The organism is Streptomyces glomeratus, from assembly GCF_021462825.1.
GTDB lineage: Bacteria > Actinomycetota > Actinomycetes > Streptomycetales > Streptomycetaceae > Streptomyces > Streptomyces glomeratus.
On record NZ_JAKEEB010000003.1, the window covers coordinates 80,932 to 106,495 of the forward strand.

General features: G+C 70.6%; 20 protein-coding genes. 12 read left to right on the forward strand and 8 right to left on the reverse strand.

Translation table 11 applies throughout. From position 1 onward, the window contains the following. Positions 1 to 353: 353 nt before the first annotated feature. The 4 genes from leuA (at position 354) to LZ604_RS04220 (ending at position 8,357) form a co-directional block, all read left to right on the forward strand. A complete protein-coding gene (gene leuA / locus LZ604_RS04205) occupies positions 354 to 2,075 on the forward strand; it encodes a 2-isopropylmalate synthase (protein WP_234512727.1) in 1,722 nt (573 codons plus the stop codon). A 182-nt stretch (positions 2,076 to 2,257) separates the two neighbouring features. Then, positions 2,258 to 2,962 (forward strand): TerB family tellurite resistance protein, encoded by a 705-nt coding sequence (locus LZ604_RS04210; protein ID WP_234512728.1) that lies wholly within the window; start codon positions 2,258 to 2,260, stop codon positions 2,960 to 2,962. Positions 2,963 to 3,089: 127 nt separating this feature from the next. Then, on the forward strand, positions 3,090 to 7,037 hold the full coding sequence (gene fxsT / locus LZ604_RS04215; RefSeq protein ID WP_234512729.1) for an FxSxx-COOH system tetratricopeptide repeat protein: 3,948 nt from the start codon (positions 3,090 to 3,092) through the stop codon (positions 7,035 to 7,037). Positions 7,038 to 7,145: 108 nt separating this feature from the next. Continuing rightward, positions 7,146 to 8,357, forward strand: coding sequence for a sialidase family protein (locus LZ604_RS04220; protein WP_234512730.1), 1,212 nt, complete (start codon positions 7,146 to 7,148; stop codon positions 8,355 to 8,357). A 3-nt stretch (positions 8,358 to 8,360) separates the two neighbouring features. Here the strand turns inward: LZ604_RS04220 and LZ604_RS04225 are convergent, their stop codons facing one another. The 5 genes from LZ604_RS04225 to LZ604_RS04245 are packed head-to-tail and all read right to left on the reverse strand — an operon-like array spanning position 8,361 to position 15,009. Further along, on the reverse strand, positions 8,361 to 9,296 hold the full coding sequence (locus LZ604_RS04225) for a dihydrodipicolinate synthase family protein (protein ID WP_234512731.1): 936 nt from the start codon (positions 9,294 to 9,296) through the stop codon (positions 8,361 to 8,363). Then, positions 9,296 to 10,426, reverse strand: coding sequence for an oligopeptide/dipeptide ABC transporter ATP-binding protein (locus tag LZ604_RS04230; protein WP_372482086.1), 1,131 nt, complete (start codon positions 10,424 to 10,426; stop codon positions 9,296 to 9,298). The genes LZ604_RS04225 and LZ604_RS04230 overlap by 1 nt, the downstream gene beginning before the upstream one ends. Then, positions 10,423 to 12,402 (reverse strand): dipeptide/oligopeptide/nickel ABC transporter permease/ATP-binding protein, encoded by a 1,980-nt coding sequence (locus LZ604_RS04235; protein ID WP_234512732.1) that lies wholly within the window; start codon positions 12,400 to 12,402, stop codon positions 10,423 to 10,425. Before LZ604_RS04235 ends, LZ604_RS04230 begins: the two co-directional genes overlap by 4 nt. Further along, positions 12,399 to 13,361 carry an ABC transporter permease gene (locus tag LZ604_RS04240; RefSeq protein ID WP_234512733.1) on the reverse strand — a complete coding sequence of 321 codons (963 nt, stop codon included), beginning with the start codon at positions 13,359 to 13,361 and terminating at the stop codon, positions 12,399 to 12,401. The genes LZ604_RS04235 and LZ604_RS04240 overlap by 4 nt, the downstream gene beginning before the upstream one ends. A 19-nt stretch (positions 13,362 to 13,380) precedes the next feature. Beyond that, complete coding sequence (locus LZ604_RS04245) at positions 13,381 to 15,009, reverse strand: ABC transporter substrate-binding protein (protein ID WP_234512735.1); 1,629 nt, start codon at positions 15,007 to 15,009, stop codon at positions 13,381 to 13,383. A 239-nt stretch (positions 15,010 to 15,248) separates the two neighbouring features. Here LZ604_RS04245 and LZ604_RS04250 point away from each other — a divergent pair, with 239 nt between their 5' ends. Together LZ604_RS04250 and LZ604_RS04255 are read left to right on the forward strand one after the other, a co-directional pair. Beyond that, the gene (locus LZ604_RS04250; RefSeq protein WP_234512737.1) at positions 15,249 to 15,998 is read left to right on the forward strand and encodes a FadR/GntR family transcriptional regulator; all 750 of its coding nucleotides are present in this window, start codon (positions 15,249 to 15,251) and stop codon (positions 15,996 to 15,998) included. Positions 15,999 to 16,082: 84 nt separating this feature from the next. Next, complete coding sequence (locus LZ604_RS04255) at positions 16,083 to 16,520, forward strand: phosphatase domain-containing protein (RefSeq protein WP_234512739.1); 438 nt, start codon at positions 16,083 to 16,085, stop codon at positions 16,518 to 16,520. A gap of 18 nt (positions 16,521 to 16,538) precedes the next feature. Here the strand turns inward: LZ604_RS04255 and LZ604_RS04260 are convergent, their stop codons facing one another. Continuing rightward, entirely contained in the window at positions 16,539 to 17,072 is a 534-nt protein-coding gene (locus tag LZ604_RS04260) for a GNAT family N-acetyltransferase (RefSeq protein WP_234512741.1), read from the reverse strand. Positions 17,073 to 17,319: 247 nt separating this feature from the next. Between LZ604_RS04260 and LZ604_RS04265 the strand changes: the two genes are divergently transcribed. The 6 genes from LZ604_RS04265 to LZ604_RS04290 are packed head-to-tail and all read left to right on the forward strand — an operon-like array spanning position 17,320 to position 23,912. Beyond that, positions 17,320 to 18,105 (forward strand): SCO2525 family SAM-dependent methyltransferase, encoded by a 786-nt coding sequence (locus LZ604_RS04265; RefSeq protein WP_234512742.1) that lies wholly within the window; start codon positions 17,320 to 17,322, stop codon positions 18,103 to 18,105. Between the two features lie 49 nt (positions 18,106 to 18,154). Further along, a complete protein-coding gene (locus tag LZ604_RS04270) occupies positions 18,155 to 19,993 on the forward strand; it encodes an SCO2524 family protein (RefSeq protein WP_234512743.1) in 1,839 nt (612 codons plus the stop codon). Between the two features lie 4 nt (positions 19,994 to 19,997). Further along, on the forward strand, positions 19,998 to 20,912 hold the full coding sequence (locus tag LZ604_RS04275; RefSeq protein WP_234512744.1) for an SCO2523 family variant P-loop protein: 915 nt from the start codon (positions 19,998 to 20,000) through the stop codon (positions 20,910 to 20,912). Next, positions 20,909 to 21,868: an SCO2522 family protein gene (locus tag LZ604_RS04280; RefSeq protein WP_234512745.1), complete on the forward strand. Its 960-nt coding sequence runs from the start codon at positions 20,909 to 20,911 to the stop codon at positions 21,866 to 21,868. The genes LZ604_RS04275 and LZ604_RS04280 overlap by 4 nt, the downstream gene beginning before the upstream one ends. 1 nt (position 21,869) lies before the next feature. Continuing rightward, on the forward strand, positions 21,870 to 22,835 hold the full coding sequence (locus LZ604_RS04285; RefSeq protein WP_234512746.1) for an SCO2521 family protein: 966 nt from the start codon (positions 21,870 to 21,872) through the stop codon (positions 22,833 to 22,835). A gap of 60 nt (positions 22,836 to 22,895) precedes the next feature. Beyond that, entirely contained in the window at positions 22,896 to 23,912 is a 1,017-nt protein-coding gene (locus tag LZ604_RS04290; RefSeq protein ID WP_234512747.1) for a DUF6879 family protein, read from the forward strand. A gap of 44 nt (positions 23,913 to 23,956) precedes the next feature. Here LZ604_RS04290 and LZ604_RS04295 read toward each other — a convergent pair whose 3' ends face one another. Further along, the gene (locus tag LZ604_RS04295) at positions 23,957 to 24,487 is read right to left on the reverse strand and encodes an N-acetyltransferase (RefSeq protein WP_234512748.1); all 531 of its coding nucleotides are present in this window, start codon (positions 24,485 to 24,487) and stop codon (positions 23,957 to 23,959) included. An 82-nt stretch (positions 24,488 to 24,569) separates the two neighbouring features. Further along, positions 24,570 to 25,490 carry a helix-turn-helix domain-containing protein gene (locus LZ604_RS04300; RefSeq protein WP_234512749.1) on the reverse strand — a complete coding sequence of 307 codons (921 nt, stop codon included), beginning with the start codon at positions 25,488 to 25,490 and terminating at the stop codon, positions 24,570 to 24,572. Positions 25,491 to 25,564 lie beyond the last annotated feature (74 nt).

The window sequence follows — 25,564 nt, forward strand, 5'->3', positions numbered from 1 at the left end:
ACGCCAGTGTCACCCCTCGCAACCATGATTGGTGAAAAGCGACGACAGGGGGGAGTCCACTCCGTGAAGGGGTGATATGGGAGTGATGTGGGGGTGATGTCGCGATCCGAAGGGGGAGTCGTTCCGCTGTGAGCTGGCGCACTTTATGTCCGAAAAGTTCCCCGGATCCCGCATACTGATACGAGCCCTCGCATCCGGGCGCGGCTCCACTAGCATGCGGAGCATCATGCGTTTCGGGCTGCTCCTCCTTAGCTGCCGCGGCGAGGGCCTGTAGTCGAGGCCGACCCCCTCCCCGCGGAGTTTGGCGCTGCGCCGTCGGCCGTCCTCCCGGACCCCTGAGGAGCCCACGCACCATGGCGAACCGCCAGCAGCCCACGTCCATGCCGATCCACAAGTACCGCCCGTACGAGCAGGTCGACATCCCCGACCGTATGTGGCCCGACCAGCGGATCAGCCGCGCCCCGCGCTGGCTCTCCACCGACCTGCGCGACGGCAACCAGGCCCTGATCGACCCGATGTCCCCGGTCCGCAAGCGGGCGATGTTCGACCTGCTGGTGAAGATGGGCTACAAGGAGATCGAGATCGGCTTCCCGGCCTCCGGCCAGACCGACTTCGACTTCGTGCGCTCGATCATCGAGGAAGAGGGCGCCATCCCGGACGACGTGACGATCTCCGTACTGACCCAGGCCCGCGAGGACCTGATCGAGCGGACCGTCGAGTCCCTGAAGGGCGCCAGGCGGGCGAACGTCCACCTCTACAACGCGACCGCCCCGGTGTTCCGCCGGGTCGTCTTCCGAGGCTCCCAGGACGACATCAAGCAGATCGCCGTCGACGGCACCCGCCTGGTGATGGAGTACGCGGAGAAGCTGCTGGGCCCCGAGACGGAGTTCGGCTACCAGTACAGCCCCGAGATCTTCACCGACACCGAGCTGGACTTCGCCCTCGAGGTCTGCGAGGGGGTCATGGACGTCTGGCAGCCGGGCCCGGACCGCGAGATCATCCTCAACCTGCCCGCCACCGTGGAGCGCTCGACGCCCTCCACCCACGCGGACCGCTTCGAGTGGATGCACCGCAACCTCTCCCGCCGCGAGTTCGTGTGCCTGTCGGCCCACCCGCACAACGACCGCGGCACCGCCGTGGCCGCCGCCGAGCTGGCCGTGATGGCCGGCGCCGACCGCGTCGAGGGCTGTCTGTTCGGCCAGGGTGAGCGCACCGGCAACGTCGACCTGGTCACCCTGGGCATGAACCTCTTCTCCCAGGGCGTGGACCCGCAGATCGACTTCTCCCACATCGACGAGATCCGCCGTACCTGGGAGTACTGCAACCAGATGGAGGTCCACCCGCGCCACCCGTACATCGGCGACCTCGTCTACACCTCCTTCTCCGGCTCCCACCAGGACGCCATCAAGAAGGGCTTCGACGCCATGGAGGCCGACGCGGCCGCCCAGGGCAAGACCGTCGACGACATCGAGTGGGCGGTGCCGTACCTGCCCATCGACCCCAAGGACGTCGGCCGCTCCTACGAGGCGGTCATCCGCGTGAACTCCCAGTCCGGCAAGGGCGGCATCGCCTACGTCCTGAAGAACGACCACAAGCTGGAGCTGCCGCGCCGGATGCAGATCGAGTTCTCGAAGATCATCCAGGCGAAGACGGACGCCGAGGGCGGCGAGGTCACACCGACGGAGATCTGGAGCGTCTTCCAGGACGAGTACCTGCCGAACCCGGACAACCCGTGGGGCCGCATCCAGGTGAGGACCGGCCAGACGACCACCGACAAGGACGGCGTCGACACGCTGACGGTCGAGGCCACGGTCGACGGCGAGGACACCGTCCTCACCGGCACCGGCAACGGTCCGATCTCGGCCTTCTTCGACGCGCTGCAGTCCATCGGCATCGACGTACGCCTGCTGGACTACCAGGAGCACACCATGAGCGAGGGCGCCTCCGCGCAGGCCGCCTCGTACATCGAGTGCGCGATCGACGGCAAGGTCCTGTGGGGCATCGGCATCGACGCGAATACGACACGTGCCTCGCTGAAGGCCGTCGTCTCCGCGGTGAACCGCGCCGCCCGCTGACCCTCTGACCGGCACGTTCCCGGCCCCGTCCGCCCTTCAGGGCGGGCGGGGCCACGTCGTGGACCAGCCATTTCGGCCGAAGATCACGGAGAGGTCTCGTCCGGGGTACTGACTCCGCATCAACAATGTGGCTAACATCACGCCAGCGCGGCGATGATGCCGCGTGGCGAGGGAGGTGCGACGTGCTGCCAGGACGGGGACGCAACGGCCGAGGAGTCCGCAGGGGCCGTGTTTCGCAGGTTCTGGGCATCCGTACCGCGTGGACCGCCGTCGGCGACGGTGAGTTCTTCTGCCCCGGCTGCGGGGGCGACCGCAACTACCAGCGCCTCACCGGACGCCGCCGCCTCGCCCTCGTCGGCGTCCCGGTCCTGCCGCGCGGCGAGACGGGCCCGGTCGTGGAGTGCGCGGCCTGCGGCCGCCACTACGGCACGGACGTCCTGGACCACCCCACCACGACCCGCTTCTCCGCGATGCTCCGCGACGCCGTCCACACCGTGGCCCTCGCGGTCCTCGCCGCGGGCGGCAGCTGCTCCCGCACGGCCCTGGAGACGGCCGCCACCGCCGTCCGCTGCGCCGGCTTCGAGGACTGCACGACGGACGGGCTCGGCGCACTGGTCGAGGCCCTGAACGCCGACACCGGCCGGGTCTGCGGTGAGCCGGGCGGCGCAAGCCTGGCCATAGAGCTGCACGAGGCGCTGGACCCCCTGGCCCCGCACCTCGCCGCCACCGGCCGTGAGTCGATCCTCCTCCAGGGCGCCCGGATCGCCCTCGCGGACGGTCCCTACACCCCCGCCGAACGCGAGGTCCTCACCACGGTCGGCGCGGCCCTGACGATCTGCTCGGACGACGTGGCCCGCCTGCTGGCGGCGGCACGCACACCCTCGTAGCGGAATCCGACGGCCCGTCACCGGCCCGCTCCCTGCCTCTCGGAACCTCCTTCCCCACCGGCCTTGCCGTGCGATCGGCGGGGCACAATCGTCGTACCGGTACGTGCTGGGGGACGAGGGGGAGCTCGTGAGGCACGGCATGCGCTGGGCGCTGGTGGTGGTGCTGAACGTCCTGGCGTTCGCGGGCGTCTTTCTGTTCTTCTACGCCGCCGGAGTGCCGCTGCTGCCGACGTCCGACGACAACCGCGTGGCCGTCGGGGTCGCGGCGGCCACCGTCGCGGCCACCGTGGGCGGGGCCTGGGGCGCCTGGTGGGTGCCACGGGCCGCCGGGACCACCGAACCGGCCTCACCGGTGTCCCGGCTGGAGTTCCCGAACGCGACGGTCACCGTCGCGGCCCCGCCGAAGGATCCGCCCCCGCTCCGCATCCGCATGGGCGACCTGCCCCGGGAACCGGTCGGCTTCCAACCCCGGGCGGACCTGCTCGACGAGCTCGCCGAGGCCACCGGGCGGCACGGACTGACGGTGGTCCACGCGGTCACCGGCGCCCGAGGGGTGGGCAAGACCCAGCTGGCCGCCGCCTACGCCCGGCGCCGCATCGAGGAGGGCTGGCCCGTGGTCGCCTGGATCACGGCGGAGGACGGCGGTCAGCTGACTTCCGGGCTCGCCGAGCTGGCCGCCCAGCTGGGGGTGCGGGCGGCCGACGACGACGCGCCCGCGGCCGCCCGGGCGGCCCTCACCTGGATCGCCCGGAACCCCGACCCGTGCCTTCTGGTCCTGGACAACGCGACCGACCCGGACGAGATCGCGGGCCGGCTGCCGACGGCCGGGCGGGCTCAGGTGGTCGTGACCACCACCTCGCAGGCGTTCGAGAACCTCGCCGGGGCTCGCGTGGACGTCACCGTGTTCACCGAGGAGGAGGCCCTGGACTTCCTGAGCCGGCGGACGGGGGTGCCTGCGGACGACGGTGCGCGTGACGTGGCGGAGGAGCTGGGGCGGCTGCCGCTGGCGCTGGCACAGGCCGCGTACGTCATCCGGGCGCGCGGGACCGGCTATCGGGCCTATCTGGAGCGGTTGCGGGCGTATCCACTGCGGACGGTGCTGGAGAAGGTGCCGGGCGAGCGGTACCCGCACGGCGTGGCCGAAGCCGTGCTGCTGGCGGCGGAGCAGGTCGGGCAGCGGCACCCGGTGGTGGGGCTGCTGCTGGAGGCGCTGTCGGTCCTGGCACCCTCCGGTGTGCCCCGGGACGTGCTCCGCGGTGTGGCGAAGGAGGCCGGGGCCGGTGACAGCGCCGAGGTGGAGGCGGGCCTGGGCGCCCTGGCCCAGGCGTCGCTCGTCACGGACGCCGGCGCGGACGCGGTGAGCGTGCACCGGCTGGTGCAGCGGGTGGTGCGGGAGCGAGCCGGGGAGGCACTGCGGCCGGTGGTGGGGGCCGTGGTCCGGCACCTGCACGAGGTGATCGTGCCGGAGGAGGAGGCATGGGAGCGCCGGGAGTTCGCGGGGCAGCTCGTCGACCAGATCGGTGCGCTGTGGTCGGTGGCGCGCGGAGACCTGGCGTCGTACGACCAGGAGGTGCAGAACGCCCTGGTGGGTCTGCGGCGCTGGGCGGCCTACGACCACCTCGGCCATGTCGGGGCATTGGCGCGGGCGGTGGAGTGGGCCGGTGAGACACGGCGGGACTGCGAGGAGGCGCTCGGCGAGGAAGCGGCCGCCTCCCGGCTGGCGCTCCGGCTCGAAGGGGACATGTACGCCTGGTCGGGCCGCGCCCGGCAGGCCATCGCCGCCTACCGGCGACTGCTGGAGATCTGCGACAGGTGCCTCGGCCCCGAGGACGAGAGCACGCTCGGGGCCCGCCGCCACCTCGCGCGGTCGTACCGGTCGGCGGCGGTCTACGAGCTGTCCGTACCGATGTACGAGCAGCTGGAGCAGGACGTGCGCCGGCTCTACGGCCCGGACCACGAACGCAGCAGGACCGCCCTCGACGATCTAGCGCACGTCTACGCCGCGGCAGGGCGGTGGGCCGAGGCGGTGTCCCTCCTGGAACGGCTGCGCGCCGACTGGCCGACGGCCGGGGGAGCTTCACGCTCCACGCTGGACTCCCTGCAGAGCCTGGCCGACACCTTCCAGGAGGTGGGCCGGGCCGAGGAGGGCGTCGCTCTGCTCCGCCGCCACCTTCGGGAAAGCGAGGCGGAGCACGGTACCGACGCCCCCGAGACCGTCTGGGCCCGCAACAGCCTCGCGCTCCAATGCGTCGACGCGGGCCTGCACGGGGAGGGCCTCGCCGCCGCGGCGCGTGCGGTGGAGGACGCCGAGCGCCTCTTCGGCCCCGGGTCCCCGGAGATGCTCGAGATCCGCGACACCCTCGCCACGTGCCTGCTGTACGCGGGGCGCCAGGAGGAGGCCATCGCCCTGTTCGGGAGGCTGGTCGAGGAACGCACCGCCCTGCACGGCCCGGACGACGGGCGCGTGCTCCTGGCGCGCCGGCGACTGGTCTGGTCGCTCGACCAGGCGTGGCGGCCCGAAGAGGCCTACGAGGCCCATGTGGTGCTGCTCGCGGACCTGGAGCGGCTGCTCGGCAGCGAGGCACCCCCGACCTTCGACGAGCGCCGTGTCCACATCTCTTTGTGCGCCCAGGCCGGTCGCCTCCAGGAAGCGGTCGACTACGCGCTGGGCGTTCTCGCCGACCACGAGAGGGTCCGCGGGCCCTCGCACCCCCAGACCTTCGACGCCCGGATCGCGCTTGCCGACGCGCTGAGGGACGCCGCCCGGTATCCGGAGGCGGTCGCGCTGCTGGAGTGGACGGTGCGGGCCGCCGCGCGGATCTTCGGTCCCGGCCACCCGCGGACGCTTTCCTCGCGAGGACGCCTGGCCCGGGTGCTGCTGGAGGAAGGCCGGCCCGACCGGGCCCGAGAGCTGCGCGCGGAGAACCTGCGGGAGAACCTCCGGGCCTACGGCGACGACCACCTCAACGTCGTATGGGCCCGCAGCGACCTCGCCGACGTGCTCACCTGGTGCCAGGAACACGACGAGGCGCTCGCGGTCCACCGCAGGGTCGTCGAGGACGTGAACCGCGTCCTGGGCGCCGACCATCAGGCCGCCGTGCTGGCGCGCCGCTGGCTCGCCACGGCGTACGGTGAGGCGGAGCGCCACCGGGAGCAACTCGCCGTCACGGAGCGGGTGATGGCCGACAGCGAACGGCTGTACGGTCCCGACAATGTGCTGACCCTGGCGGCCCGTTCCGAACACGCCCTGGCGCTCGCCGGACTCGGGCGCGGACGTGAGGCCCGGCGCCTGACCCGGGAGGTGGAGACCGGAGCCCGGCGCCTCATGGGGGCCGAACACCCGTACACGGTGTATCTGCTCGGCCGGGTGGCCGACGGACACCGCGCCGTGCAGCGCCGCTTCAAGGCGCTGCGTATCCGCCGCCGAGTGCTCCGGGCCTGCGAGACCCGGTCCGGTTCATGGAGCTGGGACGTGACAGGTGCACACCGCCTGCTGGGCCACGCCTACGCCTCGGTCGGCCTCGTCCGTCGCAACGCCGTGGTCCAGCGGCGCCTGCTGGCGGATCTGACCGCCCGTTTCGGCTCGGATCACCGTGCCCCCCTCGAACAGCGGTACTGGTGGACGCAGGCGCTCTGGCTCTCCGGCCGCTGGCGCGCGGCGCGCGAGGCCGCCCGCGCCCGCTGCGCCGACTACGAGCGGCTCTACGGGCCCGACCACCCCTGGACACTCGAGTCCCGCTGGCTGGTCGCCGCGACGGACCGCCGGACCGGCCGCCTGCGCACCGCCGTCGGCGAGTACACGGTGCTGGCCGCCGACCGTGCCCGTGTGCACGGCACAGACCACCTCCTGGCCTGGTACGCGCGCTGCGGCGTCGCCTACGCCACCCTCTGGGCGCTGCAACCGCACCGTGCCGTGGCCCTGTACGGAACGGCCCTCCAGGACGGCATCCGCATCCTCGGCCGGGACAGCCGCCCCGTGGAACGCCTGATACCCCGCTACGCCCTGCTCTGCCTCGCCACCGGCCACTGGCTCCGCCTGCGCACGGCCCTGCGCGTACTCCACAGGAGGGCCTGACCGCACACCAGAGCCCCTGCCCGGCAGGTCTACCGCCGTGGCATCCGTGGCACATTGATCACGACGGGACATCCCACGTCCCGGGCCCCACAGTGCAGGGAGCATGCCATGACCCTCACCCGTCGCACCGCCGTCGGAGCGACGGTCGCCGCCGGGCTGCTCAGCGTCCTCCCGGTGACGCAGGCGGCGTCCTTCGTACCGCATCCGCACCGCGGCGGCTGCCTCTCCTCGGTGCCGTACACCGCCGGGCGGGGCGGCTACCACACCTACCGGATCCCGGCGACGGTCGTCACGGGCAAGGGCACCGTACTCGCCTTCGCCGAGGGGCGGCGGAGCGGAGCCGGGGACAGCGGGGACATAGACGTCGTGCTGAGACGGTCCTCCGACGGCGGCTGCACCTGGGGGCCCCTCGCGATCGTCGCCGCCGGCCGGGGGAACACCCGGGGCAACCCGGCGCCGGTCGTGGACCCGTCAACCGGCCGGATCGTCCTCGTCACCTCCTACAACAGCGGTGCGGTGAGCGAGGCGCAGATCATGCGCGGCGAGGTGACACCCGCCCGGAGCCGCCGCGTCTTCGTGCAGACGAGCGGGGACGACGGACGGCACTTCTCGGCACCACGGGAGATCACGCCCGAGGTGAAGCGCCCGGACTGGCGGTGGTACGCCACCGGCCCCGGTCACGCGGTCGCCCTCACCCGGGGCCCGCACGCCGGACGTCTCGTCGTGCCCGCCAACCACTCCGCCGCGCCGCTCCCCGGCTCCTCCGACACCGGGCGGGAGGCCAAGTACTACGGCGCGCACGCGATCTACTCGGACGACGGCGGCAGGACGTGGCATCTGGGCTTCCGCGACGACTCCCCCGACGGATACGTCAACTCCAACGAGAGCAGCGCGACCCAGCTCCCCGACGGGCGGCTCTACTTCAGCGCGCGGGACCAGATGGGCAGCAGCCCCGGGAACCGTCTCGACAGCTACTCCCGCGACGGCGGCCGAACGCTGGACCGCCCCTACGCCGTGCAGCACACCCTGGACGACGTCCCCGTCGTCCAGGGCAGCGTCCTCCAACTCCACGGCCCACATGCCCCGTTGCTCTTCTCCGGGCCCTCCGTGCCCACCGCGCGCCAGGCGATGGCCGTCTGGCGCAGCACCGACGACGGGGCGACCTTCACCAAGATGCTGACCCTGTCCTGGCGGAAGGCGGCCTACAGCGACCTGGTACAACTGCCCGGCGGCAAGGCCGGGATCCTCTACGAGACCGGGGCGAAGGGGCCGTACGAAACGATCGAGTTCCGGCGGATCCCCGTTCACGGCGCGGACTGACGGCTACAACAGCCCCGCCGCCGCCAGATACTTGCCCACCCGTTCCGTCTCCGCCTCCGACAGCGCCACCTGCGGCTCCGCCGTGGCCGGGCACGCGATCACCCCCCGCAGATGCAGGGCCGCCTTGAACGCCCCCAGCCCCGACGAGCCGGCGCCCATCCGGGCCGGGTCCCCGACCCCGGTCATGCCGTACAGCGCGCACAGCCGCTCCTGCTCCGCCCGCGCAGCGTCCCAGTCGCCCGCACGGCACAGGCGGTCCAGGCGCACGTACCCCTCGGGGTCCACGTTGGCCAGCCCCGGGACCGCCCCGTCCGCGCCCAGCGCCAGGGCCGAGTCCACGACCAGCTCGGAACCCGTCAGCACGCTGAAGCCCGCGATCCGGGGGTCCGCGTGGGCGCCCGTCACCACCGCCCGGAAGGCGGCCAGATCGCCGCTGGAGTCCTTCAGGCCGGCCAGGGTGCCCTCCGCGGCCAGCTCCAGAACCAGCTCGGGGCTCAGCTTGGTGTGGACGGAGACCGGGATGTCGTAGGCGAGCACCGGCACCGGGGAGCGCTCGGCGACCAGACGGTAGTGGCGGGCGATCTCCGCGGGGTGCGTGCGCGTGTAGAAGGGCGCCGTCACCACCACCGCGTCCGCGCCCGCCTCGGCCGCGTACGCCACATGGTCCAGCACCCGCGGCGTGGTCATGTCGATGGCCCCGGCCAGCACCGGGACCCGGCCGGACACATGGGCCACCACCGTCTCCACGACCAGACGGCGCCGGCGGTCCGTCAGATACGCGGCCTCCGAGGAGGAGCCGAGCACGAACAGCGCGTCCACCCCACCCGACAGCAGATGGTCCACGAGCCCGAGGAGCGAGGGGACGTCCACCTCGCGGTCCGGTGTCAGGGGGGTGCAGACGGGCGGGACGACACCGGTCAGCGGGGTGGGCAGGGTCATCAGGGCTCCCGTGCGTGTTTCTGGTCGGGCAGTACGTGTTCCGGCGGTACCTCGGCCATGGCGGTGTCCGGGGAGAGCCGTGCCGCCTGGCGCACCAGGTCGCGTGTCGGCTCGCCCTCCTCCACAGGATGGTGACAGCGGAAGCGGTGCCCGGCCGCCGACGCGCCCGAGAAGCCCGGCATCGCCGTGGCACACACCTCGTCCGCCTTCCAGCAGCGGGTACGGAACGGGCAGCCGCTCGGCGGCCGGGTCGCCGAGGGCACCGGACCCGCCAGCGGGATCGGGTCGATCGGGTCCAGCAGACCGGGCGTCGCGGAGAACAGGGCACGGGTGTACGGGTGCCGGGCGTGGTCGGTGACCCGGCCGGCCGGGGCCTCCTCGACGATCCGGCCCAGATACATGGTGATCACACGGTCGCTCATCCGCCGTACCGTCTGGATGTCGTGCGAGACGAAGACGAGCGCCAGGCCCAGGCGTTCCTTCAGGTCCAGCAGGAGGTTCAGGATCTGCGCGCGGACCGACACATCCAGTGCGCTCGTCGGTTCGTCGGCGACCACCAGTTCCGGGTCCAGGGCGAGGGCGCGGGCGATGGCCACGCGCTGCCGCTGCCCCCCGGAGAGCTGCCCGGGCAGGGCGTCGGCGAGGGCCCGGGGAAGACCCACCAGGGACATCAGCTCCCGTACCCGCTCCTCCCGCCGGTCCGGGGTCCCGCGCCGGTGCACGTCCAGCGGGTCGCGCAGGATCCGGCGCACCGTCAGCCGGCGGTTCAGCGCCGTCGACGGGTCCTGGAACACCATGCCGGTGCTGCCGCCGACCGCGACCCGGCGCTCGGCGGGCGGCATCGACCACAGGTCGCGGCCCCGGAACAGCACCGTGCCGGACGTCGGCCGCTCCACACCCACCAGCACCTTCGCCAGCGTCGACTTGCCACAGCCCGACTCGCCGACCACCCCGACCGTCTCCCCGGGCGCCACGGCCAGATCGGCGCCGGTCAGGGCGTACACCCGGTCCCTGGCGAACAGGCCGCCGCTGTGCGCCCTGTGGACGACATGGGCGCCGGAGAGCTCCACGATCGGGTCACGGGCGTCGTCCGCGTCAGGGGCGCCGGAAGGCCCGGCGGTCGCCTTCACGTCACGGCCTCGCTCTCCTCCGTCGTCACCAGGTCGACCGCCGGGTGATGGCAGGCCGCCGTGTGCGTCCGTGTGCCCGCCAAGGCGGGCGCCGTCGTTCCGCACACCTCGCTCGCCCGCGGGCAGCGGTCCGCGAACCGGCAGCCCGCCGGGAAGTCGGCGGGCGCCGGAACGACCCCCTTGATCTGCGTCATCCGCGTGGCCGCCGACTCCAGGGACAGGACGCTGCCGAGCAGTCCGCGCGTGTAGTGGTGGGCCGGCGCCTCCACGAGGTCCGCGGTCACCCCGGTCTCCACGATCTGCCCGCCGTACATCACCACCACCCGGTCCGTGACGTCCGCCACGAGCGCCAGGTCGTGCGAGACGAGGATCAGCGCGAACCCCAGTTCCGCCCGCAGCCGCAGCAGCAGTTCGATGACCTGCGCCTGAACGGTCACGTCCAGCGCGGTCGTCGGCTCGTCGGCGATGATCAGCTTCGGATCGCGGGAGAGCGCCAGGGCGATCAGGACCCGCTGACGCTGACCGCCGGACAGCTCGTGCGGATAGCTGCGCAGGGTGCGTTCGGGGTCCAGCCCGACCATCGTCAGCAGTTCGGCCGGACTGCGTCGGCCGCCGCGCCGTACGACCTGTTTCAGCTGAGCCCGGATCGTCATCGCCGGGTTCAGGGAGGACAGCGCGTCCTGATAGATCATCGCCATCTCGTGGCCGAGCAGCCTGCGCCGTACCCGCATCGGCTCGGTGAGCAGGTCCCGCCCGCCGAACCGTACCCGGCCCCGTACCCGGGCGCCCTTCGGCTGGAGCCCCATGACCGTGAGCGCGGTGAGCGACTTCCCGCAGCCCGACTCGCCCACCAGCCCGAGGACCTCGCCGGGGTGCACCTCGAAGCCGATGCCGTCGACGATGTCCACGCCGTGGTGCCGGCCGGGGAAGCCGACGACGAGGTTCTCCATCGCGAGCACCGGCGGGCCGTCCGGGAGCGGACGGGCGCGGGAGCGCAGCCGCCGGGCCGCCTCGGCGAGCCCCGGCAGCGCAGGCACCTCGCCGCTGCCCGGCTCCGGCGTCTCCCACCGGTCGCCGTCGCCCCGCACCCGGACGGCACGGGCCGCGGGAGCCGCCCACGCGTCCGAGACGCCCTCGGAGAGGATGTTCAGCGACAGCACCGTGACCAGCATCAGCAGGCCCGGGAAGACCGTCGCCCACCAGCCGCCGGTCAGCACCATGTTCTTGCCGTCCGCGATGACGCTGCCCCACGAGGGGTCCGGGGGCCGTACGCCCGCCCCGATGAACGACAGCGACGCTTCGAACACGATGGCCTCGGCGACCTGAACGGTGCAGAAGACCAGCACGGGGGCGGCGCAGTTGACCGCCACGTGCCGCAGGACGATATGGGCAGTCCGCGCACCGATCACACGTTCGGCGGTGACATAGTCCTCGCCGTACTGGTCCAGCACGTTCGCCCGTACGACCCGGGCGACCGACGGGATGAACAGGAACGCGATCGCGCAGATGAGCACGGTGATGCCGCCGCCGAAGACGGAGATGAGGACGGCGGCGAGCGCGATGCCGGGGAACGCCATGACGACGTCCAGACAGCGCATCAGCGTCTCGTCGACGGCCTTGCGGGAGGTCGCCGCGACCGCGCCGAGCAGGGCCCCCACGGCCAGGGCCAGCGCGGTCGCCCCGAGCCCGATCGCGAGCGACCAGCGGGCCCCGTACATCAGCCGGCTCAGGATGTCCCGGCCGAGGCTGTCCTGCCCCATCCAGTGGCCGGCGGACGGGTGCCCGCTGCCGTCGACCGGCTCCTGCTGGTCGAGGGGGTCGTCCGGGGCGAGAACCGGTGCGAGCAGCGCCACCAGCACCACGGCCGCCAGGAAGCAGACGGCGGCCTTCGACAGCGGCGGCAGCCGGCGCCAGCCGCGCAGCCGGATACCGGGACGGGACAGGGCCGCGCCGAGGCCCCTGCGTGTGGTGATCATCGGGCCGCATCCCTCAGTCGCGGGTTGACCAGCAGATACAGGATGTCGATGGCGAGGTTGACGACCACGAAGCCGGTCGCCGTGGTCAGTACGACGCCCTGGACGACGGCCGGGTCACCGTTCTTGACGGCGTCGATCATGAGTTTGCCCATCCCCGGCAGCGAGAAGATGGTCTCGATGACGACCGCTCCGCCCAGCAGGTACCCGACACGCAGGCCCAGCACGGTCAGCGGGTTGATGAGCGCGTTGCGCAGCACGTTCCGGCCGACCACCACCCGAGGCGGCAGCCCGCTGCCGATCGCCGTACGCACGTAGTCCTTGTCCAGCTCCTCCACCACGGCCGTCCGCACGATCCTGGTCAGCTGTGCCGCCACCGGCAGCGACAGCGCGAACGCGGGCAGGATCATCGTCCGCAGCCACCCGGTGAAGGAGTCCGCCGGGTTGATGTATCCGCCGGTCGGGAACCAGCCCCGGTCGACCGCCAGGTACTGGATCATCAGCAGCGCCAGCCAGAACCCGGGAGCGGCGACCCCGGTCAGCGACACCACGCGGATGATCTGGTCCGGCAGCCGGTCCCGGTGGATCGCGGCCGTCACCCCGCCGGCCAGGGCCAGCACCACCGCGATGCCGAGCCCGAGGAAGGTGAGCTGGAGGGTGAGCGGCAGCGCGGTCGTGACCTGCTCGACCACCGGCGCCCGGGTAAGGGCGCTGGTGCCCATGTCGCCGTGGAGGAGATCGCCCACGAAGTGGACGTAGCGCACCGGCAGCGGGTCGAGCAGCCCGTTGTGCTCCCGGAAGTCGTGCAGTTGCTGCGGTGTCGGGTTGGCGCCCTGGAAGAACGCGGACGCCGGGTCGACGTCCGAGAACCGCATCACGAGGAACACGAACAGCACGATGCCGAGCATCAGCGGCACCAGCAGCAGGACACGGCGGGCCAGGATTCCGGCGACGGCGGCCATGGACCAACTCCCGAAGTCGCTAGACCCACTTGGCCTGGAGAAGGTTGATGCCCGGGTAGGGCTGTGCCCTTATTCCGGTGAGTTCCCTGGGGTTCCAGGCGGTCATCAGCTCGTTGTGGACGACCGGATAGAGCACGGCCTGTTCGGCGACGACGTCGATGTAGTCCTGGATCATCGCCTTCTTCCGCTCCGGGTCGGACTCCCGGGTCGCCCGGTCCATGTCCGCGAAGAGCTTCTCGGCGACGGGGTCGTCGGCCCAGCGGGCGTACTGCATCCACAGGTTCTGCGGGCCGTAGTTGTAGTGCATGATCAGGTCCGCGTCGAGGCCGAACTGGTTGGGGTTCGAGGCGGCGGCGACGACCTGGTAGTCCTGCTTCTGGTCCATCTTCGTGAAGACGGCCGTGGTCTCCTGCGGTGACAGCGTGGTCCGTACGCCGATCGCGTCCCAGGAGGACTTGATGGTGGGCAGGCAGTCGACGATCCAGCTCACGTTCACCGCGAGAAGGTCGATGCTCAGCCCGCTGACCCCGGCCTCCTTCAGCAGCGCCTTCGCCCTCTCGGGGTCGTGGTCGTAGACCGTCTTCGCCCGCCGGTACGCCGGATTGGCCTCGTTGAGGAAGGAGGTCGACGGCTTGCCGTGTCCCTTCAGAGCCACCTCGACCATCTTGCCGGTGTCGATGGCGTAGTGCAGCGCCTGCCGGACGCGGACGTCGTCGAAGGGCTTGTGCCGGGTGTTGAACATCAGGAACAGGTTGTTCATCCCGGACCCGCCCCGCACCGTCAGCCCGCTCGCCGCGAGCTGCCGGATGTTGGCGTAGGGGATGTTGTCCGCGATCTGTGCCCCCGCGTCGGCGCCCGAGATCCTGGCGACGCGCGGCGCGGCGTCGACGATCGTCAGCCAGTTCATCTTCTTGAACGCGGGTTTGCGCGGCCCGTTGTAGTCGGCGAACGCCTCGAAGGTGGTGTTGGACTTCGGGTGGTGCGCGGTCTGCCGGTACGGCCCGGAGCCCACCGCCAGTCCCTTGATCGCGTCGTCCCAGGCCCCGGGGCGGGAGAAGACGTGCTTGGGCATGATCTTCGCCAGGGTCAGCCGCGAGAGACCGTCCGGGAAGGGGAACTTGAGCACCAGCTCGACGGTCCGCGCGTCGACCTTGCGTACCTCGCTCAGCCAGCTCGCGAAGAACCCCTTGCCGAGGGTCTGGGTGCCCGGGTCCAGGATCCGGTCGAAGACGAACACCACGTCGTCGGCCGTGACCGGATGCCCGTCGTGGAACTTCGCCCCGGCCCGCAGGGTGAACCTCCAGGACGTGGGGCCGGGGTCCTTCGGCACCTCGGTGGCGAGAGCCGCGTACGGCTCGCGCGAGATGGGGTCCGTGTCGAGCAGGCCCTCGTAGATATGGTTGTTGGCTGCCATGCAGAAGGCCGAGGCGGTCTGGGTGGGATCCCAGCTGCCGTCGTTGCCGTAGCCGATGACCGCGGTCAGCGTCCGGTTCCTGCCACCCCCGCTGCCGGTGTCGTTGGTGGACTCCGGGCCCGAGGAGCAGGCGGCCAGCGACGAGGACAGGGCGGCGGCCGCGCCCAGCGCGCCGGAGTACTTCAGGAACGCCCGGCGGTCCGGCACCGGTACGTCGAGGGTCACGTCGCGCACGGTTCCTCCAGCAAAGGTGGACGGAGTGAGAGCTTCGGACTGGGGCTCGAGGAGGGGGGAGATACGACGTCCTACGTCATGGGCGGCAGCGCGACCATAGGTGGGGGCGTGAGGGCGGTCAAGGGGACCTACACGAATGGCCCAGCCGTCAAAGGTGCGACCAATGACGGCTTGAAATGCGGTTAGTTGACGTTTTCATTCGTGCCGGGGACGGGACGCCCGAGGAGCACGCGCGTACGATGCGGCGCATGTCCGATGACCCCGGGAACCGGCGCAGGATCGAGCGGCGCGTGAGCAGCCGGATCCAGCGCGAGGTCATGCAACTCATCCTCGATCGCAAACTCAGGCCCGGCGCACCGCTGCCCACGGAGTCGGAGCTGATGGAGAATCTCGGGGTGAGCCGCAACTCGGTCCGTGAGGCGCTCAAGGCCCTTCAGGCGCTCGACATCGTGGAGATCCGGCACGGTTACGGGACGTATGTCGGGCAGGCGTCGCTGACCCCTTTCGTCGACGGACTCACCTTCCGCACGCTCACCCGGCCCGACGACGAGATGGACGCCCTGAACGAGATCCTCCAGGTCCGCGAGGTGCTGGAGGAGGGACTGATCAGGCGGGTCGCCCTGACGCTGTCCGAGCCGGAGCTGGAGCGTCTGGAGGCGGTGGTGGCCCGCATGGAGGAAGCCGGCGGCCAGGGCCGGTCCTTTCCCGAACTGGACCGCGAGTTCCACGAATTGCTCTACGGCTCGCTGGGCAACGCGCTCGTGCCGCAGTTGCTGAGCGCGTTCTGGACGGTCTTCCGGCGGGTCGCCCGTGCCCGGGACTGGGCGGACGGCACGGCCCCGCAGCTGACGGCGCGCCGCCACCGGGACATCGTCACGGCCCTGCGGGCACGGGACGTCGAGGGCGCGGAGCGGGCGATGGCGGACCACTTCCGGGGCATCGAGGACCGTACGGCCCAGGAGTACGGCGAGCCGTCCGGTGGCTTCTGAGACCTGCCGTCACCGCAGGCCCGCGGCGCCGGGGGCGCCGCGAAAACGCTGCACCCGCGCCCACCGGTGGCCGAGACTGGGGCGATGACGGACACAGGACGGTGGGAGCCGGGCGCGCCCGGCGTGCTGCGGCTGCCGTCCGGGCGGCTGGTGCGCGGGCGGGCGCTGCGGCGTCCGCTGCCCGAGGGCCCGGTGCCCGACTACGCGGTGTACCTCCTCGGCAAACGGCCTCCGCGGGTGCCCTGGGAGTACGACTGGCTGCGCTGGCCCGACTTCCGGTTGCCGGCCGACCGTACCGAGGCGCGGCGGCTGTTCGCCCAGGTCTGGACCCGGGCCGCTACGGCGCGCGCCGAGATCGCCTGCGGCGGCGGCCGCGGCCGCACCGGAACGGCGCTGGCCTGCCTGGCCGTGCTGGACGGCGTGCCGCCGCGCGAGGCCGTGGAGTTCGTACGCGCCCGCTACGACCGGCACGCCGTGGAGACGCCCTGGCAGCGGCGCTATGTGGAACGCTTCACCGGCTGAGCTCCCGGCGCCCCCGGCTCACAGGCTCAGCTCCAGCACCAGGCGGTGCTCGCCCGGTCCGAAGTAGTTCCTGCGGAGCCCGCCGTCGGCTGCCGCCGGGGCGAATCCGGAGGACTTGTACAGGGCGATGGCCGCCGCGTTGGTGGGGTCGACGGTGAGCCTGACCTCCCGGACGCCGTCGTTGCGCAGCTGCCGCAGTATCTCCAGCATCAGCCGCCGCCCCAGTCCCTCCCCGCGCCGTTCCCGGGCGACGCCCAGGCCCAGCACCCAGCCGGTGCCGAGCACTGTGCCGGCCAGGACATAGCCCTGCAACGCCTCACCGTCGTCGAGGACGAAGAGGTGATCGGCGTACATGTCGAACAGCTGCCGCAGCATGAAGTACGGGTACGCCACCTCCTGGAAGACCTCCCGGTCGAGCCGGTGCAGCTCCGGCAGGTCCGCCTCGGTGACCCCTCTCATCCGCACGGGCCGTTTGCGTGCGGGAGGGAAAAGGCCCTGGCCGGTGAGTGACGCGAAGGGATCTCCTGAGCGTTCCGCTGGATGAGCGGTCATGCCACCCCCTGGTCAAAGGTCGGGGACGCGCGGGCCCCATATGGGTGAATACGACTCGGATGGCGCACACCCTGCCGTCCGGTTCGCTTTCGGCAGGGTTTTGACCAGCATCTCCCGCCGGTGTCCGCCTGCTCAAGGAGGGTTCAGGACCAAGGGGCCGATTCACCGTCGCCCGTCCGGCCGTCCGGGGGTCCCTCCGTCGCGGCAAAGGGGATCCCCGTCCACTCGCCCGTTGGTACGGTTAAGCATGGACCTGGCAGCCCCAGCGGGGGCACCCAAACTCAACGCGGATGCCCCGTGGGACGCATTCGACCCTCACGCGTACATCGACCGCAATTACCGTGAGCTGCTCGACGTGGACGCGGAGATCATCGCGTATGTGCGCGATCACTTCAGCGATCATTTCCGTGGGCATTTCGAACGTCCGGTTCTGGGTATTGACGTCGGTGCAGGTGCCAACCTCTATCCGGCTCTGTCCATGCTGCCGTGGTGCAAGGAGATCACCCAGCTGGAGCTTTCACGCGCGAACGTCGAGTATCTGAGGGAACAGCGGGTCAACTTCGACCCGGGCTGGGACAGTTTCTGGCGGGTGCTGCGAGAGGGCCCGGCCTATCGCGACATCGACGAAAACCGGAGGGCGAGATTCGCCGACGCCGTCCGGGTCGAGCGCGGCAACCTCTTCGATCTGGTCCGCCGTCCCGCGCACTGGGCCATCGGAACGATGTTCTTCGTCGCCGAGTCCATGTCCGACTCCCATGCGGAGTTCCGCCGCGGCGTCGCGTGCTTCATGCGGGCCCTGGCGCCCGGTGCCCCCTTCGCCGCCGCGTTCATGGCCCGCTCCACTGGGTATGACGTCGGCGACGAACATTTTCCGGCGTGTGATGTGGACGAGTTGCAGGTGCACCAGAGTCTGCGGCCGTACGCCGGAAAAGTCGCCGTCCTGGGGCTCAAGAAGCCGACGGACATGGTGCGTCCGGGGCACGAGGGAATGATCCTGGCCCTCGGTCACCGGAATTCCGTGGTCCACTTCTGACCGAGGGCACGGAATACAGGGCAGAGCGACCTGTGTGAGGGGCATGGGGATGCAGATCAAGCCACGGCAGCACCTGCTGGACATCTGGCAGGCCATTGCCCGCCACTCCTTCGACGGCGGAAAGTGGTCCTGGGGGGAATGGGGAGGCCTCAGCAGTGTCGCGGACGCCGAACGACTGCTGTGCCTCATGTATCCCGCCACCGAGATCCCCGCATTCCGCCTCGACGAGCCGGACACCACGCAGACGGACGTGGAGAAGGCGCTGAAACGGGTCGGCGGGCGCACCGAGATCCCCGCCAACCTCGTGACGGTCCTCGACCAGTTCATGCGCACGCACACCGGCCCGGACGCCACTCCCACATTCTCGGGCGGCTACTACTTCACCTCCCGGGACGCCAAGCAGGAGATCACCCGGGAACAGCGGGAACTGGGCGTGGTCGACTCCTTCTCCATGTCGGTCACGCTCTGCCTCGCCACGCTCGGCTTTCTCAAGGTCTACCAGGACCGCACCTCCCGCAGCGACATGAGGCAGGCCATCGCACAGCTGAGGGAGGCCACCAGCACCCGTCTGACCGCCGCGATGGTCAGCCTGCTGCGCTCCTTCACCGTCAACGTCTTCGACGCCGACTCCGGCCAGGGACAGCGGTTACGCCGGCTGGTCGGTCAGGGACAGCTCTCCGAGCGTGCCGTCCTCCAGCAGTTCCAGCGGAGATTCAAACCGCTGCGCGCCACGATCACCGAGAGTTTCGTCCTCGGCGTCGACGTCGAGGAACGACTCAAGGACGACAACCAGCTCTTCGAATGCGGCTGGGCCTGGAGCCTGGTCAAGGACGCACCGAAGGTGGAGACCAGCGACCCGATCGGCGCACAGCCCGACGGCGTCGCGGACGCGGTGCCCTACCTGTACTTCACCGTGGTCGCACTCGACGGCATCCAGGACCTGTTCTCCGACCGCACCCTGACCCTCGGCCTGCTCAACCCCGAACAGCAGAAGCTCGCCGAAGCCCTCCGGCTGCGCTGGGAGATCACCCAGCAGTACTGGTCGGGCATCGCCCGCTTCGACCCCGAGCGCTGGCCGCTGGAGGACCTCCCCTGGCGCACCACAGGCCAGCTGCTGGAATCCGAGTACTTCTCGCTCTCCGTCGCCGCCATCCTGGTCCACGACCTGGTCCGCCGGAGGGCCACCGACGAGGACCTCACGCGCACCGTGACCGTCATGGAGCGGCTCGCCGAACGCGGCCGCATCACCAGCCGTATGACGCGCGACGACCCGGCCGTACAGCTCCACAGTCCCGGCGTCACCCTGCCTCTGCAAGGCAGCGAGAGCGTCGGCGCGCCCCTGCAGTGGACCATGACCGACTTCTCGGCCCAGCTGCTCAAACGCACCATTCAGCTCAGCGAGCTGTCCCGCAACATCACCGCCCAGGACCGCCTGCTCCGGCTCGCCGAGCAGACCTTCGGACATCTGTGGCAACGCCGCATCCAGGAAGGCGAGGGCATCGGGCTGTGGGACAACGTGCGTGCCGTGTACCCCGGCTCGCCCCTCGGCTCGGGCCTGGTGTCCTGGAGCGTCACCGAGCGGGTCACCGAATGCATGGTCGCCGCCCGCAAGCTGTATGTGCAGCGGCCGATCCGCAGCGCGGAACTGGCCGTCCTGGCCCGCGCGCTGCTCAGCGAGTCAACCCATCTGTTCGGCTACGAGCAGATGGAGCCCACCCTCGCGGCCGACGGCGAGCGCGCCAAGTCGCTGCGCAGCATAGAGATCAGGCTGCGGCGGGCACGCAGGATCCTCGACGAACAGCCGGGTACGGCCTGTGCGCTGACGCTGTCCGTGCTCGGTGAACTCGACGTCCTGGCGCAGGCCCGGGACGCCGCCCGGGAGGTATGACACCGTGCTCGTCTTCGCCGCCTCCGACAAAGGAGGCACGGGGCGCTCCGTGACCAGCGCGAACCTCGCCTACCAACGCGCACTCGCCGGTGACGACGTGTGCTACGTCGACTTCGACTTCGGCTCGCCCACCGCCGCCGCCGTCTTCGACGTCCCCGGAGAGCTGGGCATCGACGAGGGCGGCCTGCACACCTACCTGGAGGCGGGCACCGGGGAGCCTGCCCGCGTCGACATCTGGGCCCACACCCTGCACCCGGTGCTGCGCAACCGGCCCAACGGCTCCGGCCGCCTGGTCCTGCTGCCGGGAGACGCGAGCGGCGGCGAGTTCGCCACGGACCAGGACACCCTGCGCCGCTGCGTCGATCTGCTGCTCCGTCTCAACAGCGAGTTCGACGTCATCATCGTCGACCTGAGCGCCGGACGCAGCTATGCCATGGACATGGTGCTGGAAGCGACCGCGCAGCCCGAGCTGCGGAGCGTCGAGGCCCGCTGGCTGGTCTTCCACCGCTGGACCCGGCAGCACGTGCTGGCGGCGTCGGGGCTGGTCTTCGGCGAGCACGGAATCCTCAACGGTGCTGCGGCCGGCCTCCACGACAAGGACACGCTCCGCCAGTCCATCCGCTTCGTACGCGCCGCCGTACCCGATCCCGAGTCCGCGCTGTGGTCCCAGGTGTCGCCCGCCCAGTCCGTCTGGATGCAGCGATGCGACGACTATCTGCGACAGCTCGCCTCGGACCGGAAGATCGGGGACAGCGTCGTCCTCGGGACCGTCCCGCTGGAACCGGTCCTGCAATGGCGCGAGCAGCTCATCACCGAGGAGGACGTGCTGTCCACCCAGATCGCCAACAAGGAGACGCTGGAGGCGCTGGAGGAACTCGCCCGCAAGCTGACCGACGACGCCCACTGGGGGCAGCCGTGACGGACGCCGTGTTCCGGGAGACCGCCGCCGAGCCGCTGACCCGCTCCTTACCGCTGTCCCATCTCTCTCTGGAGCTGGGCCATCTGTACATGGAGGACTTCGAGGGCGGCCCCGAAAGGCTGCGGCGGCACTTCGAGAGCGTGAAGCCCTGGGCGGAGGCGGCCCGCGCCGACGCCACCGCCCGGGCCGGCGGCAAACGGCCCCGCATCAGCACCTGTTTCCTCATCGACGACTACTTCACACGTTTCTCCACACCCGCCGAGGTGGTACCGGTCCTGCTCGCCGAGGCCGAGCGCGCGGGACTCGTCATCGACTACCTGGCCAGAGAGTCCGGCTGTGCCGTCGCGGACAAGGTGCCGCTCGCGGAATCGGTGGCGGGCCGACTGGTCGAATCACCGCCCCCCGGCAGCTACGGCCTGCGCCCGCCCGTGGGCCAGACCGGCTGGCTCGCCAACGGCGTGCGCACCCCGGCTCTGCGCGCCCAGGCGATGAGGCGGTCCGGAGCCTGGCAGCCTCCCCAGGAGACCGCCGCCCACCGGCACTCCGTCTTCCTCGACGTCGAACTGTGGGACGACAAGGACGGGCACCGCACCTGGTCCTGTCCCTTCCTCGCCGCGGTCTGGCAGCTGACCCGCCTCGGTCTGCTCCGCAACGAGGGCGAACCCGTCTTCGTCGCCCGCGCCCACTCCTCGGGCGGCTTCCCGTCCGAATGGGACCAGCTGGCGCCGCTGCTCCAGCTCAACGCCACCGCCGCTCCCTTCAACGCGTACCGCACCTGCTCGGTGCTGCCGTCGCGGTTCCTGCCCGTCGAGCACGCCGTGCGCATCATCCTCGACCAGACCGAGGTGGACGCCGGCGCACTGCGGCAGGTCGCCGAGCGGTCGGACCGCGAGGGCGTCGCCGTACCCGACTCGGTGGCGGACCGGGCCTCCTACGTCTTCTACCCGGGGTGGTGACATGGGGACCCTGGGGCGGACGAGGCCCACGACGCTCGCCTGCGGCGAAGTCCGCACCTGCCTGCTGCCGACGTCCCAGGCGCTGGACCTCCGGGCGGCCGGCCATGTGCTGCGGCTGCGGGCCGACGAGCGCGTCCTCGCATCCGAACGCCCGAACCTGTACGCGCTGTCACCGGACACCCTCATGGGTGTCGACTGCGCGCTGCCCGCCTCCAACGGCGCCAAGGTACGCGCCGTCGGCACGGTCGTCGCCCGCGCGGCCCTCACCGAGGGCCGAGTCCTCCAGGCCGGCTCGTTTTTCCGCGTCCCGGACACGGGACCCGACCAACGGCAGCCCTGGGGCCACTACCTGGTGCGTCCCGGGGTGGTGGAACCCCTCGGGAAACTGCCCGCGCAGGCCGTGGCCGAGGGGCTCCTCAAGGGCGGCCGGCCCGGTGAGCTCGACCCCGGCCTGATCGCCGAGGGGCTCCTCACCAGGCTGCTGCGGCATCCGCTGCTGGACCAGAAGAGCCCCTTCAAGAGCCGCCGCACCCGCCTGCGCTGGGTGGCCCTGCCCGTCCCGGACGGCCACGGCCCCTCGATCGACTTCACGGTCGCCGAAGACGACCTGCGCACGGTGCGGCTCGGGATCCCCGAAGGCACCGACCAGACCGCCGTCGTGCGCCTGTGCGAGGACCTCGCTCTGCACGACTGGCTGCTCACCACGCTCGTGCGGATGCTCGACGGCAGTCGCTTCGGGTCGGCGGACGGGCCCATGGCCGTCCTGGCGCTGCGCCCCGCCGTCGACCACCTGATGCACCTGTGGATGCCCCGGGCACGGGTGGACCGGAAGCTGTCGGCGCTGTGGGAGGCGCTGGAAGAGCGGCCGGGCTTCAGCCGCCAGTGGCACACGCTGGTGCAGCGCATCCGGGACCAGATGGCCCTCCAGGCCATTCCGCTGCTGAGGGAGGCGCTGACCGCACGCTGAGCACGACGCGCGAGCCGCTCCGGCACGCGTTCCAGGAGGGTCCGACGGGGGAGGAAAGGAATGACCGATACGCAAGGTTCCAGGGACACGGCACGGCCGGAGGGAATGCGCGTCCCACCGCTCCTGCTGAAAACGCTCGTCACCGTCGTGGTGTCGATCATCGCCTACGTCCTCACCAATGCGCTCAACCAGAAGCAGGACGAGGTGTGGAAGCTGACGGTCTCCATCGTGATCGGTGGGTCCGCGCTGATCGTCCAGTACATGGTCGACTTCGAGCGGCGGCTGGAGGCGATGGAGAACGGACAGCGCACCCGTATCCGGGAGATGAGGGACAGCCTGGCGGAGCACCATCGTGAGGTGCACAGCCATCTCACCGACCACCGCCGGGAGATGACCGATCTGGTCGACGACCGTTTCGCCCGGATCAGCGAGGCCACCGAACTCTTCAGCCAGGTGGACCGCTCGGTACTGCGCTCGGACGGGGTGACCAAGCTGGCCCGCAGCGCCACCAAGGCGGGGCTGTTGAACAACGAGCTGGTGAAGACCTTCGCCAGCGAGGAGATCGACCGGCTCGCCCAGCTGCTGGAGAACCTGAGCAACAACATCGCCGACTGCCTCGGGGAGAACCAGGACTGGCTCATCGACCTCACCCGGTGCATCAAGACGTCCCTCGACGCCACCAGCACGTCCGTCGACCGTGATTTCTGGAACAGCGAGCCCGCGAGCCGCTATCTGGAGGCGCAGAGCGATGCGATCCTGCGCGGGGTGAAGATCAGGCGGCTGTTCATCGTCGACACCGAGCAACAGATCGACGACAAGCTGAAGGAGCTGTGCGAGAGCCAGCGCTCGCTGGGCATCGACGCCCGTGTGGTGGCCCTCTCCCAACTGCCCCACCGGGTGCAGCTGGGCACGCACAGCGACTTCATCATCTTCGACAACGAACTCACCTACGAGATCGACCAGGACACCAAGAAGGTGAACGCCAAGACCACCCTCAACGCCAGGGCCGCCCTCGTCGAACACCGGATGAAGCGCTTCAACCGGCTGTGGGAGGCCACCCAGGACCTCTCCGGCTGAGTACCGGGACCCGACGTCTCCTCGCGGGCCGGTGCGCGATCCCGTCAGCGGGCGGCGAAGTCGCGTTTCTCGGTCCGCGGGGAGTAGGTGAAACCACGGAACGGCCACTTCTGCCGGAGCCACTCGCTGACCAGCTCGTACAGCCGCTCGTCCAGCTCGGCGTGGTCCTCGCGCACCCAGGAGCGGACGACGGCGTGGCCCGGAGGGCCGGCCGGGTAGATGTAGACGCAGCCGATGACGTCCTCGTCGATCAGGACGGAGTAGGTGAAGCCGATACGGTGCTCGAAGTCCTCGCGATGTCTGCGGAGATCCCGGAGATTGTCCTCGCGCGTCATCGGTACGGGCCAGCCGTACCGTTCGAATCCAGGAGTCCGCTGAATGTGATCCATGCTCGAGGTCCAGGCCCGGTAGTCACGGTCGTTGTGCTCGGGACCGAGCGGAACCAGATGGATTTTCCCGTCGCTGAAACCGCGGGGGATGGTGAAGTCAGCCGGTACGAATGGGGCGCCGGTTTCCCCGGTGCGCTCGTCCCCGTCGTGTGTGGTGTCCCTCGGCTCGTCTGCTGCCTGACTCATCTGGTGTCCACTCAGTCCACGTCGACCTGGGCCTTCCTGAGCGCGCCACTATACCAACACCGAGGTCCAGGGTCTGCGCGGCTCATATGGGTTTCGCGGCCGCCCAGTCCCTGCTGAATTGACGAAGGGTCGACAGCAGGTAGACGGGCTCGATGGTCACCCCGCCCTGGGCGTCGGGACGCTCGATCGACAAATAGGCCCAGATGCCCTCGGGAGAGATGTTGTCCTGATGCCGTTCCCAGAGGATCGGTTCCTGACGATTGATCAACGGAAGATCCAGATCGAGGATGCAGACGGAACTGACGAGCTCCTGGGAGAGCCAGCGGAACTGTAAATTCTCGCGTGACAGTTCGACGGGGACGCCGCTCTGGGTGACCAGCTCCCGGAATTTCTCGACCGACGGCCGCCAGGAGTCTCCCTCTCCGTAGAGCAGATACTGATAGGGGCGGCCCAGCTTCAAATTGTGGATCACGACGTCCATGAACGCGCCCGGTTCGCCGTCGTTGACATCGGACTGGAAGAGGCGCGTCATGATGCGCATGCGCCGCACGCAGGCCTCCATGCCGATCGCCTCCGCGTCGGTGACGAAGCCCACCGGGCCCTGGTTCTCGCCGTGCTCGATGAGCGCCCGGGCCGTTTCGTCGATCTTCGCCTGCAACCGGCGGCTGATGCGGGTGACCATGTCCAGATGGCGCCCGCTCGCGTCACTGGCCTCCACGACCGCCCTGCGGATCTGCGCCCGCACACCGGCCGGGTCGTCCTCCGCCTGGGCCCGGGGGCGTTCACCGAACACCAGGTAGTCCAGGGTGACGTTGAAGTGGTCCGCGATACGCACGAGGGTCTCGAAGCTCGGCCTGATGCGGCCGTTGAGGTAGTGGGAGATCGTCGCTTCATTGACGGCGAGTGCGCGCGCCAACTTTTTTCTGCCTCCGGATATCGCCGGGCTGTCGAGAAGGTCCCGCAGAACTGTCTCGAACTCAACGCGGCGCTGGCTTGAGACCATGATCGCTACCTCAGCGCAACCGGTGAACGCGACTTTCGCGTCGGGGAGTTACCCACACTATCGGCTGCTGCTCC

Excerpts from the sequence above, each read along its gene's own strand:
- leuA (WP_234512727.1), top strand. The coding sequence starts at position 354 with ATGGCGAACCGCCAGCAGCCCACGTCCATGCCGATCCACAAGTACCGC.
- LZ604_RS04220 (WP_234512730.1), top strand. The coding sequence starts at position 7,146 with ATGACCCTCACCCGTCGCACCGCCGTCGGAGCGACGGTCGCCGCCGGG.
- LZ604_RS04225 (WP_234512731.1), bottom strand. The coding sequence starts at position 9,296 with ATGACCCTGCCCACCCCGCTGACCGGTGTCGTCCCGCCCGTCTGCACC.
- LZ604_RS04235 (WP_234512732.1), bottom strand. The coding sequence starts at position 12,402 with ATGATCACCACACGCAGGGGCCTCGGCGCGGCCCTGTCCCGTCCCGGT.
- LZ604_RS04240 (WP_234512733.1), bottom strand. The coding sequence starts at position 13,361 with ATGGCCGCCGTCGCCGGAATCCTGGCCCGCCGTGTCCTGCTGCTGGTG.
- LZ604_RS04250 (WP_234512737.1), top strand. The coding sequence starts at position 15,249 with ATGCGGCGCATGTCCGATGACCCCGGGAACCGGCGCAGGATCGAGCGG.
- LZ604_RS04255 (WP_234512739.1), top strand. The coding sequence starts at position 16,083 with ATGACGGACACAGGACGGTGGGAGCCGGGCGCGCCCGGCGTGCTGCGG.
- LZ604_RS04260 (WP_234512741.1), bottom strand. The coding sequence starts at position 17,072 with ATGACCGCTCATCCAGCGGAACGCTCAGGAGATCCCTTCGCGTCACTC.
- LZ604_RS04265 (WP_234512742.1), top strand. The coding sequence starts at position 17,320 with ATGGACCTGGCAGCCCCAGCGGGGGCACCCAAACTCAACGCGGATGCC.
- LZ604_RS04270 (WP_234512743.1), top strand. The coding sequence starts at position 18,155 with ATGCAGATCAAGCCACGGCAGCACCTGCTGGACATCTGGCAGGCCATT.
- LZ604_RS04285 (WP_234512746.1), top strand. The coding sequence starts at position 21,870 with ATGGGGACCCTGGGGCGGACGAGGCCCACGACGCTCGCCTGCGGCGAA.
- LZ604_RS04290 (WP_234512747.1), top strand. The coding sequence starts at position 22,896 with ATGACCGATACGCAAGGTTCCAGGGACACGGCACGGCCGGAGGGAATG.
- LZ604_RS04295 (WP_234512748.1), bottom strand. The coding sequence starts at position 24,487 with ATGAGTCAGGCAGCAGACGAGCCGAGGGACACCACACACGACGGGGAC.
- LZ604_RS04300 (WP_234512749.1), bottom strand. The coding sequence starts at position 25,490 with ATGGTCTCAAGCCAGCGCCGCGTTGAGTTCGAGACAGTTCTGCGGGAC.